The following is an 18,204-nucleotide window of genomic DNA, read 5'->3' as shown; positions in this document are numbered from 1 at the left end:
TTTCATCAGGAGCGGCCGGAAACATCGGACTGGCCCGGCTCGAAATAATCAGAGTTCAATATTAGTTCCCCCAGTCCAGTCAATGGACGAAAGGTCCACAATGCGGACGTGTGGGATGTGTCTCATTTCCCGCGCTTCGGCCTTCGCCTAACGCTGCCCCAGGGGGCCCGATAGGCAAATGTCACAGCGCGTTAACAAAGCGGGTCGGTCCGCGAAACGCGCCTTACCTACCTTGGAGGAACAACATCCCCCGAAGGAGGTAACCCGTGACTGTCGATCGCACCGCTGATGCCGGCACCGGAAATTCCCTTGATCTCACCGAGGTCAATGGGTCCGCAGCCGCCAGCGCACAGCCCGGCACTGCCGGCACCACCGCCGCTCCCGCCCTTGAATTCCGCCCCGGCCGCTGGATCGCCAACTGGGATGCCGAGAACAAGGAACAATGGGAGTCCGGCGGCCGCGCCATCGCCCGCCGCAACCTGAACTGGTCCATCTTCGCCGAATTCCTCGGCTTTGTGGTGTGGCAGCTGTGGTCCATCGTGGTGGTCCAGCTGCCGGCCGCAGGCTTCACGTTCAGCACCTCGGAAATCTTCTGGCTCATCTCCATGCCCAGCCTGGTGGGCGCAACGCTCCGCATCCCTTACACGTTTATGGTTCCGCGCTTCGGCGGCCGCAACTGGACCATCGTCTCGGCCCTGCTGCTCCTGATCCCAGCGACGGGACTGGCGCTCTGCGTCTCCAACCCGGAAACCCCGTTTGGCGTGATGCTCCTGGTGGCGGCGCTGGCAGGCTTCGGCGGCGGCAACTTCGCCAGCTCCATGGCCAACATCACCTTCTTCTACCCGGCCCGGGAAAAGGGCTGGGCACTGGGCCTGAATGCGGCCGGCGGAAACATGGGCGCCGCCGTCGCGCAGCTGGCCGTCCCGATCGTCATCACCCTCCTTGCAGTGGGCACCGTCAACCTTCCACTGGCCGGCTGGATGTGGGTTCCCTTCATCCTGATCGCCGCGTTTGGTGCCTGGAAGTACATGGACAACCTCACCAGCGCCAAGGGCGACATCGCCGGTTCCGTGGCAGCCCTGAAGGAACCGCACCTGTGGATCATGGCGTTGCTGTACATCGGCACCTTCGGTTCGTTCATCGGCTTCGCCGGTGTCTTCCCGAAACTGATCAAGGACTACTTCCCGGCCTTCTCCTCCATCGGGATCGGCACCGTGGCCCTGTCGCTGGCCTTCCTCGGCCCGCTGGTGGGCTCCCTGGCCCGCCCCTACGGCGGCCGCATGGCCGACCGCATGGGCGGCGCCCGGATGACCGTCGCGGCCTTCGCCGCCATGGCCGTCATCACCCTGACCATGATCTGGACGCTGCCCCTGAAGAACTTCTGGCTCTTCCTGGTCCTGTTCCTAATGCTCTTCACCGCCAGCGGCTTCGGAAACGGCGCAACGTACCGAATGATCCCGGTCATCTTCGCCATCTCCAGCCGCGCCGCCCGGAAGGGCGCCAACTCCGTGGCAACCCAGCGGCTGGCGTCCTCGGCCCTGGGCCTGATCTCGGCGATCGGCGCCTACGGCGGGTTCGTGATTCCGCAGGTGCTCAACGCCTCCAACACGGCCACCGGCTCGTACACCCCGGCCTTCTACGGTTTCGTGGGGGCCTACGTCCTGATGCTGGTGGTCTGCTGGTTCTTCTACATCCGCAACGCCAACCGAAATGCGATGGGACACGTCTAACATGACCACAAGCGCCGACACGCACTGCCCTTACTGCGCCCTGCAGTGCGCCATGACGCTGACCTCCCCCGCGGATCCGGCCCCGGCGTCAACGCCGGGGCCGGTCCCCGTGACCCTGCTTCCTCCCGCACCGTCGGCAGCCCCCGTCCTAGACGTGGCCGGCCGCGACTTCCCCACCAACAAGGGCGGCCTGTGCCGCAAGGGCTGGACCTCCGCCTCGCTGCTGAACCACCCGGGCCGGGTCACCGAGCCGCTCCTCAAAGGGCCCGACGGCGTCCACCGCCCCATCACGTGGGACCACGCCCTGGAGCTGGCCGCCAATGCCGTGCAGGCCACGCAGGCCCGCTACGGCGCGGATGCCGTGGGTGTCTTCGGCGGCGGCGGGCTCACCAACGAGAAGGCCTACATGCTGGGCAAGTTCGCCCGGTTGGCTCTGCGCACCTCCCGGATCGACTACAACGGCCGGTTCTGCATGTCCTCCGCAGCAGCCGCCGGGATGCGGGCCTTCGGTGTGGACCGCGGCCTGCCGTTCCCACTCGTTGCCCTGGACACCGCCGCCACCATCCTGATGCTCGGCTCCAACGTGGCCGAAACCATGCCGCCCTTCGTCCAGCACCTCAAGGGCGCCCGCGACGCCGGCGGCCTGATCGTGGTGGACCCGCGGCGCTCCGCCACTGCCGACTTCACCGCCGACGGCGCCGGCCTCCACCTCCAGCCCCTGCCGGGCACCGACCTGACCCTCCTGCTGGGCATCGCCCACGTGGTCATTGCCGAAAAACTGGTGGACACCACCTACGTGGCGGACCGTACCTCCGGCTACAGCGCCGTGGCCCGGAGCGTCAGCGCCTTCTGGCCGGAACGGGTCCAGGGCCTCACCGGGGTCCCGGCGGAGCTGATCCGCGAAACCGCCCGGCGGCTCGCCGCCGGAGCCACCCGGGGCGGTGCCTACATCCTCACCGGCCGCGGCGTGGAACAGCACGTGGACGGCACAGATACCGCCACGGCCGCCATCAACCTCAGCCTCCTGCTGGGCCTGCCCGGCTCAGCCCGCAGCGGCTACGGCACCCTTACCGGCCAGGGCAACGGCCAGGGCGGCCGCGAGCACGGCCAGAAGGCCGACCAACTCCCGGGCTACCGCAAGATCACCGACCCCGCCGCCCGGGCCCACGTGGCCGGTGTGTGGGGCGTGCCCGAGAGCCTCATCCCCGGCCCCGGGCTCCCCGCCGTGCAGCTGCTGAAGTCCCTGGGCCAGCCGGACGGGGTGCACTGCCTGTTTGTCCACGCCTCCAACATCGCCGTGGCCTCCCCCGATGCAAACGCCGTCATCGCCGGCCTACGCAGCCTGGACTTCCTGGTGGTGTGCGACTTCTTTATGTCCGAGACCGCCGCCGAGGCGGACCTGGTCCTCCCCGTGCTGCAGTGGGCCGAGGAGGAAGGCACCCTGACAAACCTCGAAGGCCGGGTCCTGCGCCGCCGCCGGGCCCTGGCACCGCCGGCCGGTGCCCGCAGCGAACTCTGGATCATGGCCCGGCTGGCGGAAGCCCTCGACGCCCCCTCCACCTACAGCGAGGACCCGGAGACAGTCTTCGAGGAACTCCGGCTGGCCTCCGCCGGCGGCCTGGCCGATTACTCCGGGATCGATTACGCCATGCTGGACCGCGGCGAAGCCGCCTACTGGCCCTACCCGGCCGGAAGCACGGGAACCCCGCGCCTGTTCACTGACGGCTTTGCCCACCCTGATGGCAAGGCGGTGATGACAGCGGTGGTGCCCCGCCGCCGTCGTACGCCTGCGCCGCCAGCCGCGGCTAACGGCGCCGCCCCCGCCAAAACCATGACCCTGGTGACTGGCCGGCTCCTTGAGCACTACCAGTCCGGCGCCCAGACCCGGCGGGTGGCCGAACTCCTGGCCACCCGCCCGGAGGCCACCGTCCAGATCCATCCTGCCGCTGCCGGGTCGCTGGGCATCACCGCCGGCGCGTTGGTGTCGGTCTCCAACGAACGCGGCGAGGTGGTGTGCCGGGCCGAGCTCAGCACCGCCATCCGGGCCGAAACCGTGTTCCTGCCGTTCCACTTCCCCGGGATGGAAAGCGCCAACCGACTCACGGAAGCCAGCACGGACCCCATCTCCGGGATGCCCGAATTCAAGTTCAATACCGTGCAGGTCCGGCCCGTTGCCGTACCCGTTTCGACCAACGCGCACCAGATGTCGGAGGCCTCATGAGCGAGCAGACAGTCATTGTGGGATTCGGGCCCGTCGCGGCCCGGCTGGTGGATGAACTCCTGCCGGCCGTCCGTTCCGGCCAGGTCCGGCTCACGGTGGTGGGCGAGGAAAACGAAGCCGCCTACAACCGGGTCCTGGTCGCTGATCTGGGCGTGGGCCGGACCACCGCCGATGCCCTCGCCCTGGCGGATGACGCGGCCTTGGCCGGGGACGGCGTTGACGTCCGGCTGGGCACCCGGGTCCGCCGGGTGGACAGGGCCCGGCAGCTGGTCATCCTCGCGGACGGCAGCACCGTCCACTACGACCGGCTCGTTTTCGCCACCGGTTCCCGGCCCGTCATCCCCAACCTCACCGGCATCAATCCGGACCCCACCTCGCCGGTCCTGCCAGCCGGTGTGACGGCGCTGCGGGACCTCCGCGATGCCGGGGTGCTGCGCCAGGCCGTGGCCGGCGGCAAACGCGTGGTGGTCCTGGGCGGTGGCGTCCTGGGCCTGGAAACCGCGCTGGCCGCGGCGGAGGAAGGCGCCACCGTCACGGTGGTGCACAACGGCCCGCACCCGCTGGGGCGCAACATCGACAGGGGCGGCGGCGCGGTCCTGGCCGCGGGCCTGCGGCGCTGCGGCGTTCGGGTGGCCGGCAACGCGCGGTCCACGGGCGTTGAGCACAACGCGCCCGACGGCGGGTTCTCGGCACTGCTCCTTGACGACGGTTCAGCGATTGACGGGGACCTCCTGGTCCTCTCGTGCGGCGTCCGGCCCCGGACGGAACTGGCCGAAGGCTGCGGCCTGTCCACCCAGACCGGCATCCTGGTGGACCATCGGCTCCGCGCGCACCACGAGCCGCACATTTTCGCGATCGGCGACTGCGCCGAGGTGCGCTGCCCCGACCCGGACTGCACCGACTGCCGCAACGCCAAGGGCCCCTCCGGCCTGGTGGGACCGGGCTGGCGGCAGGCCGAATGGCTTGCCGAATACCTGGGCCTCCTGGCCGCGGGGCTGGTTGAGGACGCGGAAGCGCTGCCGGCCCTGCCGCCGGAGCAGGCAGGAGTGGTGGTGCTCAAGGCGCGCGGCATGAACATGGCCGTGGCCGGGGACAACAGTGCCGATCCGTGGGACGACGAGGCACTGTCCGCCGGTGCCGTGAATGGCAGGCCACGCCTGCAGATTGCCCAGTGGGCTGATCCCGAGCACGGCCGCTACGTCAAAATGACCACCCGCGGCGGTGTCCTGGCAAGCCTGGTTTCGGTGGGGATGCCACGGACCGCGGCCGAACTTGTGGGTCTCTTTGAACGCGGCGCCGAACTGCCGGCGGACCGGTCCCTGCTGCTGCGCCTCGATGGCCCGGACCAGCTGCCCGTTACCGCTGATCCGCAGGGAACCGTGTGCCGGTGTGCCGGTGTCAGCGGTGCGGTGATCCAGGACGCCGTGGCGGGAGGCTGTGCCACCGTTCCCGAGGTTTCCAAAGCCACGCGGGCGGGAACCGGTTGCGGCGGCTGCCACGACGACATCCGCGGGCTGATCGAAAAACACTTCCAGGCGGTCCCGGCCGCCTGAGGAACCCCCCGAACCCTGAGGCCCTTCCTTTCCCGCCCCGAAGCTCCTAAGATTCCCGCACGGGATCCGTCCCGGGGGTTGCAGGCCTGCGCTGGGCAGTGTCAGGGTTTGCACCGGATCGGCATGCGCCTGTGGCCTGGAAGTTTCAGCACTTCTAGAGATCGAGGAAAGCTATGCGCAAAACATCATTGATTGGTGCTGCCATCTGCACGGCGGCATTCATCGGCCTGCAGGCCGCCCCGGCGATGGCGGCCGGGCAGGTTGAACGAGGGCCAGCCCACGCCAACTCCATCTGCTCGTTCTCTGGTCAGAACGACACTCCAGATGATCCTGTGGAAGGCGGCCGGGTCCAGTCCTACGGCCAGATCGTCAAGGCCGGCGGCAAGGCAATGGTGCCAAGTCCTGGCCTGCTCTGCAACGGCCATAAGTTCCCCTACCCCGAGGCCTTCGAAGGCATGGGGCCGTAGAGCCCGCCCCGTTGGCCCCCGGTCCAGGGGGCCAACCCTGCCCCGGCACGTGCCTAGGCTGCGTCCTTCGGAATCAGGACCCAGAGGATGATGTACACCAGTTCCCCGATGCCCACCACACCAAAGATGACAAAACCCAGCCGGACCAGGAATTTTGGCAGCCCGAACCGGGCGGCGAGGGCAGCGCAGACGCCGCCGATGATTTTTCCGCGGCGGGGCCGCACCAGTGAAGTTGCCATGGGCCTAACCTACATGTGAACGTGCAGGCGGCGCGCGGCTTCCGAGATGGACCCCGTCAGGGACGGGTAGACGGTGAAGGTGCTGGCCACGTCATCAACGTGCAGTTTCTGCTTGACGGCGATGGCGATCGGGAAGATCAGCTCGGAAGCGTTGGGACCCACCACCACCCCGCCGATCACGGTTCCGGAGCCCTTCCGGGCGAAGATCTTCACAAAACCGTCGCGGTGGTTGCGCATCTTGGCCCGGGCGTTGCTCCGGAGCGACAGCTTGATGACATCGCCCTGGTACTTGCCGGACTCGATCTCCGCTTCCGTCACGCCCACGTTTGCGATCTCCGGTGAGGTGAAGATGTTGGACGCCACCTGGTGCAGCTTCAGCGGGGTCACGCCGTCGCCCATAAAGTGCGCCACGGCGATGCGGCCCTGCATGGCGGCCACGGACGCCAGCGGGAGCACTCCCGTGCAGTCGCCGGCAGCATAGATGTTCGGGGCGGTGGTGCGGGAGACGCCGTCCACCTTGATGTAACCGCCGTCGCTGACCGCCACACCGGCCTCTTCCAGGCCGATGCCGGCCGTGTTGGGAATGGAGCCCACGCAGACCAGGCAGTGGCTGCCGGTGACCTTGGACCCGTCGCCCAGCGTGACCACCACGCCGTCCTCCGTGCGTTCCACAGCCTCGGCGCGGGAGCGGGACAGCACGCGGACGCCGCGGCGTTCGAAGACTTCCTCCAGGACCACTGCCGCGTCGACGTCGGAACCCGGCAGCACGCGGTCGCGGCTGGAGATGAGGGTGACCTTGGAGCCCAGGCCGTTGTAGGCGGAGGCGAATTCGGCGCCGGTCACGCCGGACCCCACCACAATCAGGTCCTCGGGCAGCTCGTCCAGATTGTAGATCTGGGCCCAGTTCAGGATCCGTTCGCCGTCGGGACGGGCGGTGGGGAGCTCTCGCGGGTGGGCCCCGACGGCCAGCAGGATGGTGTCCGCCTCGACCGTCTCGGTGCCGTCGGCGGTGAGGACCTCGATGGTGTGGTCATCCAGCAGCCGGCCGGAACCGGTGAGGATCCGGACGCCCTGCAGGGCCAGGCCGTCGTGGATGTCCTTGGACTGGCTCCGGGCCAGGTTCAGCAGCCGGTCGTTGATGTGCTTGAGGTCCGCGCGCATCACGGGAACAAAGTCGCCGCCGTCGACGTCGAACTTCACGCCCAGTTCGCCGGCCTCACCGACCCGGGTCATCAGGTCAGCCGTGGCAATGAGGGTTTTGGACGGAACCACGTCCGTGAGGACTGCGGAGCCGCCCAGGCCGGCACGTTCGATGATGGTGACCTGCGCCCCCAGCGAGGCGGCCACCATGGCGGCTTCGTACCCGCCCGGACCACCTCCCAGGATTGCGATCCGGGGTGAACTGAAATCTGGGTGCGTAGTCACAATCAACCATTCTCGCCCCTGTTCCGCCGAACCACCAAAGAAACCGTTCTCTCACCAAACCCCACCGAAAGGTGGGCCTCGCCCGGGGCGGCAGGATAGCTTGTACCAGTGAGTACAACAGACTTCCTGAACACGGATCCCTTCGCCGCCGCCCAGGCCGCGGCCGACTACATCGCCGAGGAAACCGGCGTCGACAGCCATGACGTGGCCCTGGTCCTCGGCTCCGGCTGGGGCGAGGCGGCCGACCTGATCGGCGAAACCACCGCCACACTCTCCGCCGCGGAGGTCCCCGGCTTCCACGCCCCGGCGGTGGAAGGCCACGTGGGCACCATCCGGTCCATCCTCACCAAGGACGGCAAACGGGCCCTGGTCCTCGGCGCACGCACCCACTACTACGAGGGCAAGGGCGTGCGTGCCGTGGTCCACGGGATCCGCGCCGCCGCCGCTGCAGGCTGCAAAACCCTGGTCCTCACCAACGGCTGCGGCGGGCTGAACGAAGCCTGGACCCCGGGAACGCCGGTCCTGATCAGCGACCACATCAACCTCACCGCGGCCTCGCCCCTGGAAGGGGCCACGTTTGTGGACCTGACCGATCTCTACTCCGCGCGGATCCGGGACCTGGCCCGGGAAGTGGACCCCACCCTGGACCAGGGCGTTTACGCCCAGTTCACGGGTCCGCACTACGAAACCCCCGCGGAAGTGCAGTACGCCAAGCGGATCGGGGCGGAACTGGTGGGCATGTCCACGGCGCTGGAAGCAATCGCCGGGCGGCACGCCGGCATGGAAGTCTTCGGCATCTCCCTGGTCACCAACCTCGCCGCCGGCATCAGCCCGCAGCCACTCAGCCACCAGGAAGTCATCGAATCCGGCCAGGCCGCCGGCCCGCGGATCTCCCGGCTCCTCGCGGACATCATCACCAAACTCTGAACCACGTGCGGGGCCGCAACCAGGCTGGAAAAAGCCCGGCATCCGGCCGGTTGCGGCCCCGCAGTGGCTGAAACGCCAGCCCAATGACGATAGCGTTAGGGGCATGACGACCCCCGCTGCCGAGTCCCGCCTGCTCACCGAGGCCCGTGAATGGGCCGCCCAAGACCCGGACCCGGCAACGTCCGCCGCCCTCCTTGAGTTGCTCCGGCGCGATGGGGAGGGCGATCCCGCCGCCCGGCAGGAACTCGCCGACAGCTTCAGCGGCACCCTCCAGTTCGGCACCGCCGGCCTGCGCGCAGCCCTCGGCCCCGGCCCCAACCGGATGAACCGCGTGGTGGTGCGCCGCGCCGCCGCCGGTTTCGCGGCGTTCCTGCTGGCTGCCGTAGCTGAGGCTGCGCCCGGAACCCGGCCGCGCGCCGTCGTTGGCTACGACGCCCGGCACAATTCCGACGTCTTCGCCGCCGAAACGGCGGCGATCTTCACCGCAGTGGGGATTGAAACGTTCCTGCTCCCGGCGGCGCTGCCCACTCCCCTGCTGGCCTACGCCGTCCGCGCGCTCGGATGCGACGGCGGCGTGATGGTCACCGCCAGCCACAACCCGCCCCAGGACAACGGCTACAAGGTCTATCTGGGCCGCCACGCGGTGCCGGAAAGCGGCAACGGCGCCCAGATCGTGGCCCCGTTCGACGCCGCAATCGCCGCCCACATCGACGCCGTGGGACCGCTGGCGGGCATCGCCCTGGCCACCGAGGGCTGGACCGTCCTGGACGGCTCCCTCGCCGCCGCGTACCGGGAAGCCACCGCCGGGCTGGCCCGCCCGGACCGGTTCCCGGCCCGGGACCTGCGGATCGTCCTGACCCCGCTGCACGGGGTAGGCGGGGCCACCGCACTGGCTGTCCTTAACGCCGCAGGTTTCCAGAACGTCACCCTGGTGGCGGAGCAGGCCGAGCCGGACCCTGGCTTCCCCACCGTCAGTTTCCCCAACCCGGAGGAGCCGGGCGCCCTGGACCTGGCACTGCAAGCCGCAGAGCGGCTGGACGCGGACATCGTTATCGCCAACGACCCCGACGCCGACCGGGCCGCTGTAGCTGCCAAGGACCCGGATACGGGTGCCTGGCGGATGCTCCGCGGCGACGAAGTGGGTGCGCTGCTGGGCGCGCACGTCGCGGCCAGGTCCGCCAACGCCGACGGCACCCCGGAAGGGGAACACCGGGGCGTCTTTGCCAACTCGATTGTGTCCTCCCGGCTGCTGGCCCGCATCGCCGCCGCAGCCGGTTACGACCATGAGGAAACCCTCACCGGCTTTAAATGGATTTCCCGTGTTCCCGGCCTGGTGTACGGCTACGAGGAAGCGCTGGGCTACTGCGTGGCCCCGGACCTGGTGAAGGACAAGGACGGTATTTCCGCCGCTGTCCTGATCGCCGAGCTGGCCGCCGCCGCAAAAGCGGACGGCCGGACAGTTTTTGACACGCTGGATGACCTTTATCTGCGGCACGGGCTGCACGCGAGTGACCAGCTGAGTATCCGCGTGGCGGACCTGGGGCTGCTGGATGCCATGATGAACCGGCTCCGCGTCTCCCCGCCCGAATCCTTTGCGTCCTCCGCAGTGGAGGTCTACACGGACCTGGCGGAGGGCAGCCCGCAGCTGCCGCCCACGGACGGCCTCCTGTATGTCACCCGGGACCTGACCCGGGTGATCATCAGGCCCAGCGGCACCGAGCCCAAACTCAAGTGCTACCTCGAGGTGATCCAGCACGTGGGGTCCGCGGCTGAGCTTCCGGCCGCCCGGCAGGCGGCGCGTTCGGCACTGGACGCGGCCCTGCAGGATGTCAGCGAAGCCCTCGGCCTGTAGCGGCCGGAACGCTGCGGCGGCCTAGAGCTCGACTTCCAGGAAGCCGCCGGCCAGCCGCGTACTGAACGTGTCCAGGGCAAGGCCCGGGCTGGTCAGGCATTCGCCGGTCTCGAGGTCATAGACCTCTTTGTGCAGCGGCGAGGCGATGGTGGGCCGCAGGCCCCGCGAGCCCAGGATGCCGCGCGCCATCACGTGGGCCCCGGTGGCCGGGTCCTCGTTGGCGACGGCGAAAACCTCACTCGCGCCGGTACGGAAGACCGCCACCTGGCGGCCGTCGACCAGAGCCGCCTCACCCCAGGACAGTTCGAGGTCCTCAACGGCGCAGATGCGGTGCCATCCGGCGGTGGGGCGCGTTCCGGCGTCGGCCGTTGCGGTCCCGGGTACCCCAAGTTCCAGTGTTGCCGTCATGTCCGGCTCCTCTCCCTGTGCTTGTTATGCCAGTCTCTGGCAGCCGTTGCGGCCACGTTCCACGCTAGGCGGCAGGTGTTTCAACGGGGTGCGGCGAATGTGTCCGGCGCGTAAAAGACACCTAACCCGCCGGGAAATGCGTTCGTGATGCAGAAGTTAAGTTCGCGAAACAATTGGGAAACTGAAGCGAAACTGCCGCTTCCTACTGTTGAGGGAAAGCTCGACAGAAAAGGTTGCAGGCAAGTCCGCTGCGGCCCATGCGAAAGGCCCTCCAGTGACCGAACAGACTTCCCGTACAGAGACACCGCGCCGCGTCGTCGTCGCCGGCGGCGGGCCGGCAGCCCACCGCTTCGCCGACGCCATGCACACCCGCGGCCTGGACGGCTGGGATGTCACGGTCCTCACCGAGGAGGTGCACCTGCCGTATGACCGTGTTGCGCTGTCAAAGGCCCTGACAGACAGCAGCGTGGACCTGACCCTGGGGACAGCGTCCATGTGGGACCACAACGCACTGACGCTGAAGAGCGGCGAGCGCGTGGTGAAGATCGACGCCGCAGCCAAAACCGTGCAAACCGCCGCGGGAAGCAGCTACCCCTACGACCACCTGGTGGTGGCCACCGGTTCCGACGCCGCCCGGCTGCCCATTCCCGGGGCCGCCTACACCCACGTGTACCGCACCCTTGAAGACGTGTGGGCCATCAACAAGGCCATCGCCGACCTCACCGCCAAACTGGGCCGGAAGGTCAACGCCGTCACCATCGGCGGTGGCCTGCTGGGCCTGGAGTCCGCGGCCGGCACCGAGCAGCTCGGCGCCAACCCCATCGTGATCAACGGCTCGCCCTGGTTGATGAACACCCAGCTCGACGAAGGCGCGGGCCAGGCCCTGGGCCGCCTGATCGAGGCCAAGGGCTTCACGGTCCACGGCGGTGTGTTCCCCACCGAGGTTTTGGCGGACGACGACGGCCAGGTCACCGGTGTCCTGATGGCCGACGGCCGCACCATCGAGGCGGACCTGGTGATCGTTGCGATCGGCGTTAAGCCCCGCGACGAGCTTTTCCGCGCCGCCGAGGGCGAGGAGCAGGTGTTCAGCCTGGGCCAGCGCGGCGGCGTGGTGATTGACGATTCCTGCGCCACCGAGGTTGAGGACATCTGGGCCATCGGTGAAGTGGCCAACTTCGAGGGCATGTGCCTTGGCCTGGTGGCCCCGGCCAACACCATGGCCGAGATCGTCGCGGACCGGCTGCACGGCGGCGCGGCCACGTTCCCCGGCTTCGACACCGCCACCAAGCTCAAGCTCTCCGGCGTTGACGTGGCAAGCTTCGGCGACGCGTTCGCCCGCACCGAGCACTCCCTCGAAATCGTCTACGCGGACCCCGCCCGAGGCGTCTACCAGAAGATCGTTACCACCGACGATGCCAAGACCCTCCTGGGTGGCATCTTTGTTGGCGACGCCACCCCGTACACCTCGCTGCGGCCCATCCTGGGCCGCGAACTGAGCGCGGAACCCGGCGCCTACCTGACCGCTGCCGGCGGCGGCGACGCCCCCGAAACCGAACTGCCGGACGACGCCATCCTCTGCTCCTGCAACAACGTCTCCGCCGGAACCATCCGCGACACCGTCAACGGCTGCGGTGCCTGCGACGGGAACGCCCCGGTGCAGGAACTCGGCGAGCTCAAGGGCTGCACCCGCGCCGGCACCAGCTGCGGCTCCTGCGTGCCCATGCTGAAGAAACTGCTGGAAACGGAGCTCACCAAGTCCGGCGTCGAAGTATCCAAGGCCCTGTGCGAGCACATCGAACTGTCCCGCCAGGAACTCTTCGAAACCATCCGCGTCCTGGAACTGACCTCCTTCGAGGAGGTCATGGCCAAGTGCGGCACCGGCGCCGGCTGCGACATCTGCAAGCCCACCATCGCCAACATCCTGGCCAGCCAGAACAGCGCCTACGTGCTGGACGCCGGCCGCGGCACCCTGCAGGACACCAACGACCGCGCGCTGGCCAACATGCAGAAGGACGGCACCTACTCGGTGGTCCCCCGCATCGCCGGCGGCGAAATCACCCCCAAGAAGCTCGGCGTCATTGCCGCCGTCGCCGAGAAGTACAACCTGTACACCAAAATCACCGGCGGCCAGCGGATCGACATGTTCGGTGCCCGGCTCGAGGAACTTCCGGAAATCTGGAAGGAACTGGTGGACGCCGGCTTCGAATCCGGCCAGGCCTACGGCAAGAGCCTGCGCACCGTGAAGTCCTGCGTCGGTTCCACCTGGTGCCGGTTCGGCGTCCAGGACTCGGTGGCCATGGCCATCCAGCTTGAGCTCCGCTACCGGGGCCTGCGCAGCCCGCACAAACTGAAGATGGGTGTCTCCGGCTGCGCCCGGGAATGCGCGGAGGCCCGCGGCAAGGACGTCGGCGTGATCGCCACGGCGGACGGCTGGAACCTTTACGTTGGCGGCAACGGCGGGGCAACCCCGGCGCACGCCCAGCTCCTGGCCAAGGACCTGGATGACGAGACGCTGATCAAATACATCGACCGCTACTTTATGTACTACATCCGCACCGCGGACCGGCTGCAGCGCACGGCCCGCTGGCAGGAAGAGCTCGACGGCGGCATCAAGCACGTCGAGGACGTGGTGGTCAACGACACGCTGGGCATCGCGGCAGACCTCGAAGCAGCCGTGGCCAAGCACGTGGACACCTACCAGGACGAATGGGCCGACACCCTGAAGGACCCGGAGCGCCTGCGCCGGTTCCGGTCGTTCGTCAACGCCCCGGACCAAAAGGATGATTCCATCACCTTCGTCCCGGACGAGCGCGGCCAGATGCGCCCCGCCACCGCCCAGGAAAAGGCCAAGGTCCTCATCGGTTCCTCCATCCCGGTCCGTTCCAGCAACACGAACGAGGTATAGCCATGCAGCTCTCCATCGACCTCACCGGCCGTGAAGTCCTGGTCACCGGATCGGACGCGGCAGCCCGCCAGGCTGTCAGACGCTACGAAGCCGCCGGCGCCGTGGTATCCCGCCTCAGCACACCCCAGGGCGAGGACCACAACGGTCCGCTGCCGGAGCGCCCGTTCCTGGTGGCCGCCGTCGACGACGGCCAGCCCGGCTGGGACCTGCTCCTGGACCGCTGCCGTGCCGCGGGCATCCCCGTAGCCACCGAACCCGCCGCCGGCGCACCGGGGCACGTCACCCTTGTGGGCGGCGGGCCCGGCACCACCGATCTCCTCACCGTGGCGGCCGTGAAGGCCCTGCGCGATGCGGACGTGGTGTTTTATGACCGCCTTGCCCCGTACCAGGAGCTCCCCACGCTGACCTCAGCCGTGCTGGTGGACGTGGGCAAGAAGCCCGGCCACCACAAGGTGGGCCAGGCCGACATTGAAAAACTCATGGTGGACGCGGCCCTCACCGGCAACAACGTGGTCCGGCTGAAGGGCGGGGACCCCTACGTGTTCGGCCGCGGCGGTGAGGAAGTCGCCGCGTGCGTGGCCGCCGGCGTCAAGGTCTCAGTGGTCTCCGGCGTCACCAGCGCCATCTCCGTCCCGGCTGCCGCCGGCATCCCCGTCACCCACCGGGAAGTCAGCCACATGTTCACGGTGGTTTCCGGCCACGCCCCGCTCACCGACAAGGAACACCACCACCTGGCCGGCCTCGGCGGCACCATCGTGGTGCTGATGGGGGTGGGGACCCTGCACCAGCTGGCAGCGGGCCTGCGCCGCGCCGGGATGCGGGCGGACATGCCCATGGCCGTGGTGGAACGCGGCTACCGGCCCGGGCAGCGCACCACCATCGCGGACCTCGGCACCATCACCACGGCGGCCGCCGGCTGCAGCAACCCCGCCGTCCTGGTCATCGGCGAGGTGGTCAAGGTGGCGGAAGCCAACAACGGCCACGCCGAAGCCGCCGCCGATTTAGACAGGCTGGCGGCCTCGCTGCTCGGTTCGTGAAAGGATTGACCCCCATGAATGCACTTGCACCAGCCGAGGCACCGCAGGTTGAGGAAACACCCGGCGCACCGGAGTCCCCGCTGGAAGGATTCCGCATCGGCGTGACCTCGCACCGTCGCTCCCAGGACCTGATTGAGGCCCTGGAACGCCGCGGCGCCGAAGTGCTGCACGCGCCCGCCCTGAAAATCGCCCCCGTCCAGGAGGACATGCGCCTCATCGAGGACACCCGGACCATCATCGCCGCCAAACCGGACCTCTGCATCGCCACCACCGCCTACGGCATGCGCCGCTGGTGCGAGGCCGCTGACTCGTTCGGGATCGGCGACGAACTGCTGGAAACCCTTGCCGCGTGCCGGATGTTTGTCCGCGGTCCCAAGGCCCGCGGCGCCGTCCGCGCCGCGGGGCTGGCCGACGTCGGCATCAGCAGCGACGAAACCACCGCAACACTGGTGGACATGCTGCTGGCGGAAGGCGTCCGCGGCAAAACCGTGGCCGTGCAGCTGCACGGCTACACGGATGTCCGGCAGCTGGAACGGCTCCGGATGTCCGGGGCCACGGTCTTGACCGTGACCCCGTACCGCTGGGTGAAGCCCGACGGCGAGGACCGGCTGCCGCGCCTCATCGAGGCCGCCTGCAGCGGGAACCTCGATGTCCTCACCTTCACCAGCGCCCCTGCTGTGGACGCCATGTGGAGCACCGCCCACGAAATGGGCGTCTACAAGCAGTTGATCGAAAGCCTCAAAACCACCGTCACCACCGCAGTGGTGGGCCCCGTCACCGCCCAGCCCTTGCTTGACGCCGGCATTACCCCGCTGGTGCCGGAACGCTTCCGCATGGGTGCACTCATCCGGCTGGTGGTGGAGCACCTGGCCCTGAACCATGTGCGCCGCCTGGACACCCGCAGCGGGAACATCGAGCTCCGGGGCCGCAGCCTCCGGATCGACGGCCAGCCCGTGGAACTGGCCCCGGCTCCCCTGCTGCTGCTGCGGGCGCTGCTCGGCGCGGAAGGTGCCGTCCTGTCCCGCGATTCGCTCTCGGACCTGCTGGAGCTCCGCGGTTCCGTACACGCCCTGGACATGACTGTCAGCCGGCTCCGCTCCGCCCTGCCGGATGGCCGGCTGGTGGAAACCGTGGTCAAGCGGGGCTACCGGATCCGGGTCTGACCCCCGCCGCCGGAGCCGCCGGGACACTGTTCCAAGGCCATATGTGTCCGGCTCCGGCGGATTGAGAGCTGGGTCACGGGTTCTGTTACCAGCCGGTAAACATTGGCGAACGCACCCCCGCCGGAGCCGCAATGGCGGGGAAACACAACGGTAAAAGCACTTTCCTACGCTGGGAGCATCACGAAAGTCCCGGCCGCCTCAGCGGCCAGCAGCGAAAGGGCCAGCACATGTCCGCTCCGGCACCATCCCCGTCCACTCCCGCAGCCACCCGCATCGTCATCGCAGGTGCAGGCCCGGCCGCCCAGGCCCTTGTTACGCAGCTGGACCAGGGCCGCTTCACCGGCACCATCACGGTGCTCAGCAACCGGGACGACACCCCGGCGGAACTGCTGGAGCTGGCCCTGCTGCCCCAGGTGTCCGTCCGCTTCGGCCAACCCGCCAGCCACATCGACGCCGCCAAGCGCACAGTGGCCACCGCCGACGGGATGGAATTCAGCTACGACCAGCTGGTGATCGCCACCGGCTCGGCACCGGTGGCCAACCCCGTGGAAGGTGCCGGCTCCTGCCTGAGCTACTCCACCATCGACGACGCCGCCCGGATTTCCCGTGCGGTGGGCGAAGTCACCCGGGAACTTGGCCGGCGCCCGCTGGGCATCCTGGTGGGCAACGGGGCAGCCGCAGGACAGGCCGAAGCCGTGCTCCGCGCCCGCGGTGTCCGCCCCATCCGCACCACCGCCCGGCCCGCCGCGATTGTCCCGGGCACCTCGGCCTCCGGGCTGGTGGCGTCCGCTGTGATCTTCGAGGACGGCAGCAGCATGAGCGGGGACCTGGTGGTCCTCGCCGAGGAACGCGTCTCCCGCGACGGCCTGGCAGCCAGCGCCGGCCTGCGCACCGCGGCCAGCGGCGGCATCGTCATCAGCCAGGACTTCCGGACCTCCGTGCCCGGCATCTGGGCCATCGGCGACGCCGCAGCGTTCGACGGCGTCCGGCTGGGCCTGCTGGTGGCGGCCGCGTCAGCAGCGGGGGCCTGCGCCACGCAGCTGTTGAGCGCGTCGGCCCCGGGACCGGTCCTGCAGGCCGCCGCCTGAGGCAGCCGGCAGCACCGCCCGGCACGCCCGGGCGGTGCTGCCGCTGTGGCAAGATGGGTCCCGAAACGAGTCACGGACACGCGCCACCGGCCCACAAGGCCACTGGAGAGGACCATCATGAGCAACGAAGCCGCGCCCACCGTTCCCCCGGCCACCGCCGCCGGACCGGACGGCATCGCGTCCTACATCGACCACACGATCCTGAAGCCGGAAGCCTCCGAGGAGGAGGTCCTGAGGGTCTGCGCCGAAGCCGCGGAGTACGGCTTCAAGTCCGTCTGCGTGAACCCTGTCTGGGTCAAGACCGTCAAAACGGCACTCAAGGGCTCCGGGGTCCTGACCTGCTCGGTGGTGGGTTTCCCGCTGGGCGCCACGCCCACGGACGTCAAGACCTTCGAAGCCCGCGGTGCCGTCCTTGACGGCGCCGACGAGGTGGACATGGTCATCAACATCGCCGCCGCCCGGGCCGGTGACAAGGGCGCACTGACCGAGGACATCGCCTCCGTGGCGGCAGCCGTGCACGGCAGCGGCGCCATCCTGAAGGTCATCATCGAAACCTCGCTGCTCTCCGACAGCCAGAAAACCCTTGCCTGCGAAGCTGCCGTCGCCGCCGGTGCGGACTTCGTCAAGACGTCCACCGGCTTCAACGGCGGCGGCGCGACCGCAGCGGATGTCGCCCTGATGCGCGCCGCCGTGGGGCCGCAACTTGGCGTCAAGGCGTCCGGCGGAGTGCGTTCCCTCGCTGACGCTCAGGCTATGATTGCAGCAGGTGCAACACGTATTGGTGCCAGCTCCGGGATTGCGATTGTCAAGGGTGAACAGGGTTCATCCGCTTACTGACAGGCCCCGGCAGCCGCCACAGATCTGGCCCCGCGCGGGCCGAGGAGGAACGAATGTCCAGCAAGACCACGGCGGCCCACGAGGGCACTGCCCATGTCCAGACCCCCCAGAATGAGAACCCGCTGGCCGGGAGCATCATCCTCTTTGTGGTGCACATGGCGTTGTTCCTCGGGTCCATCTACTCGCTGACGTTCCTGACGCTCGGCAACCCCTGGCCCATGGCCGTCTGCCTTGGCCTGTTCGCACTGGCCTTCTGGATCCCGCAGACCATCCTGGGCCGCTCGGACTCAGCCGGGGAGCACTAGCCCCGGATTTTCCAGAACCCCCGGCGGACTCCCTGGCAAGCCCAGGA

15 protein-coding genes are annotated in these 18,204 nt (G+C 68.7%); 12 read left to right on the top strand and 3 right to left on the bottom strand.

Features of this window, described 5'->3' with window-relative positions; translation table 11 throughout:
* The first annotated feature begins 266 nt into the window (after positions 1 to 266).
* From ASF72_RS08590 to ASF72_RS08575, 4 genes are all read left to right on the top strand, one after another.
* Complete coding sequence (locus ASF72_RS08590; protein ID WP_050687850.1) at positions 267 to 1,730, top strand: MFS transporter; 1,464 nt, start codon at positions 267 to 269, stop codon at positions 1,728 to 1,730.
* A 1-nt stretch (position 1,731) separates the two neighbouring features.
* Positions 1,732 to 3,951, top strand: coding sequence for a molybdopterin oxidoreductase family protein (locus ASF72_RS08585; protein WP_056598035.1), 2,220 nt, complete (start codon positions 1,732 to 1,734; stop codon positions 3,949 to 3,951).
* The gene (locus ASF72_RS08580) at positions 3,948 to 5,504 is read left to right on the top strand and encodes an FAD-dependent oxidoreductase (RefSeq protein ID WP_056598033.1); all 1,557 of its coding nucleotides are present in this window, start codon (positions 3,948 to 3,950) and stop codon (positions 5,502 to 5,504) included. The genes ASF72_RS08585 and ASF72_RS08580 overlap by 4 nt, the downstream gene beginning before the upstream one ends.
* A gap of 173 nt (positions 5,505 to 5,677) precedes the next feature.
* On the top strand, positions 5,678 to 5,971 hold the full coding sequence (locus ASF72_RS08575) for a hypothetical protein (RefSeq protein ID WP_056598031.1): 294 nt from the start codon (positions 5,678 to 5,680) through the stop codon (positions 5,969 to 5,971).
* Between the two features lie 53 nt (positions 5,972 to 6,024).
* Here the strand turns inward: ASF72_RS08575 and ASF72_RS08570 are convergent, their stop codons facing one another.
* Together ASF72_RS08570 and ASF72_RS08565 are read right to left on the bottom strand one after the other, a co-directional pair.
* Positions 6,025 to 6,210 (bottom strand): PspC domain-containing protein, encoded by a 186-nt coding sequence (locus tag ASF72_RS08570; RefSeq protein ID WP_050685051.1) that lies wholly within the window; start codon positions 6,208 to 6,210, stop codon positions 6,025 to 6,027.
* Positions 6,211 to 6,219: 9 nt separating this feature from the next.
* Positions 6,220 to 7,635 carry an NAD(P)H-quinone dehydrogenase gene (locus ASF72_RS08565; protein WP_050685071.1) on the bottom strand — a complete coding sequence of 472 codons (1,416 nt, stop codon included), beginning with the start codon at positions 7,633 to 7,635 and terminating at the stop codon, positions 6,220 to 6,222.
* A gap of 108 nt (positions 7,636 to 7,743) precedes the next feature.
* Between ASF72_RS08565 and ASF72_RS08560 the strand changes: the two genes are divergently transcribed.
* Both ASF72_RS08560 and ASF72_RS08555 read left to right on the top strand, forming a co-directional pair.
* The gene (locus ASF72_RS08560; RefSeq protein ID WP_056598028.1) at positions 7,744 to 8,562 is read left to right on the top strand and encodes a purine-nucleoside phosphorylase; all 819 of its coding nucleotides are present in this window, start codon (positions 7,744 to 7,746) and stop codon (positions 8,560 to 8,562) included.
* 103 nt (positions 8,563 to 8,665) lie between these two features.
* Positions 8,666 to 10,414 carry a phospho-sugar mutase gene (locus tag ASF72_RS08555; RefSeq protein WP_056598026.1) on the top strand — a complete coding sequence of 583 codons (1,749 nt, stop codon included), beginning with the start codon at positions 8,666 to 8,668 and terminating at the stop codon, positions 10,412 to 10,414.
* Positions 10,415 to 10,435: 21 nt separating this feature from the next.
* Here the strand turns inward: ASF72_RS08555 and nirD are convergent, their stop codons facing one another.
* Positions 10,436 to 10,822, bottom strand: a complete 387-nt coding sequence (gene nirD / locus ASF72_RS08550; RefSeq protein ID WP_082178244.1) for a nitrite reductase small subunit NirD — start codon at positions 10,820 to 10,822, stop codon at positions 10,436 to 10,438.
* A gap of 274 nt (positions 10,823 to 11,096) precedes the next feature.
* Between nirD and nirB the strand changes: the two genes are divergently transcribed.
* From nirB to ASF72_RS08520, 6 genes are all read left to right on the top strand, one after another.
* Positions 11,097 to 13,727: a nitrite reductase large subunit NirB gene (gene nirB / locus ASF72_RS08545; protein WP_056598024.1), complete on the top strand. Its 2,631-nt coding sequence runs from the start codon at positions 11,097 to 11,099 to the stop codon at positions 13,725 to 13,727.
* 2 nt (positions 13,728 to 13,729) lie between these two features.
* Entirely contained in the window at positions 13,730 to 14,764 is a 1,035-nt protein-coding gene (gene cobA, locus ASF72_RS08540; protein WP_050685055.1) for a uroporphyrinogen-III C-methyltransferase, read from the top strand.
* A gap of 14 nt (positions 14,765 to 14,778) precedes the next feature.
* A complete protein-coding gene (locus ASF72_RS08535; RefSeq protein WP_050685056.1) occupies positions 14,779 to 15,927 on the top strand; it encodes a uroporphyrinogen-III synthase in 1,149 nt (382 codons plus the stop codon).
* 227 nt (positions 15,928 to 16,154) lie between these two features.
* Positions 16,155 to 17,015, top strand: coding sequence for an FAD-dependent oxidoreductase (locus ASF72_RS08530; protein ID WP_056598022.1), 861 nt, complete (start codon positions 16,155 to 16,157; stop codon positions 17,013 to 17,015).
* 117 nt (positions 17,016 to 17,132) lie between these two features.
* A complete protein-coding gene (gene deoC / locus ASF72_RS08525) occupies positions 17,133 to 17,852 on the top strand; it encodes a deoxyribose-phosphate aldolase (protein ID WP_056598019.1) in 720 nt (239 codons plus the stop codon).
* A gap of 53 nt (positions 17,853 to 17,905) precedes the next feature.
* Positions 17,906 to 18,157, top strand: a complete 252-nt coding sequence (locus ASF72_RS08520) for a hypothetical protein (RefSeq protein WP_050685059.1) — start codon at positions 17,906 to 17,908, stop codon at positions 18,155 to 18,157.
* Positions 18,158 to 18,204: the final 47 nt, after the last annotated feature.

Origin of the sequence: Arthrobacter sp. Leaf141, assembly GCF_001424565.1 — a bacterium.
Classification (GTDB): domain Bacteria; phylum Actinomycetota; class Actinomycetes; order Actinomycetales; family Micrococcaceae; genus Arthrobacter.
This window is presented reverse-complemented; position numbering and strand designations above follow the sequence as displayed.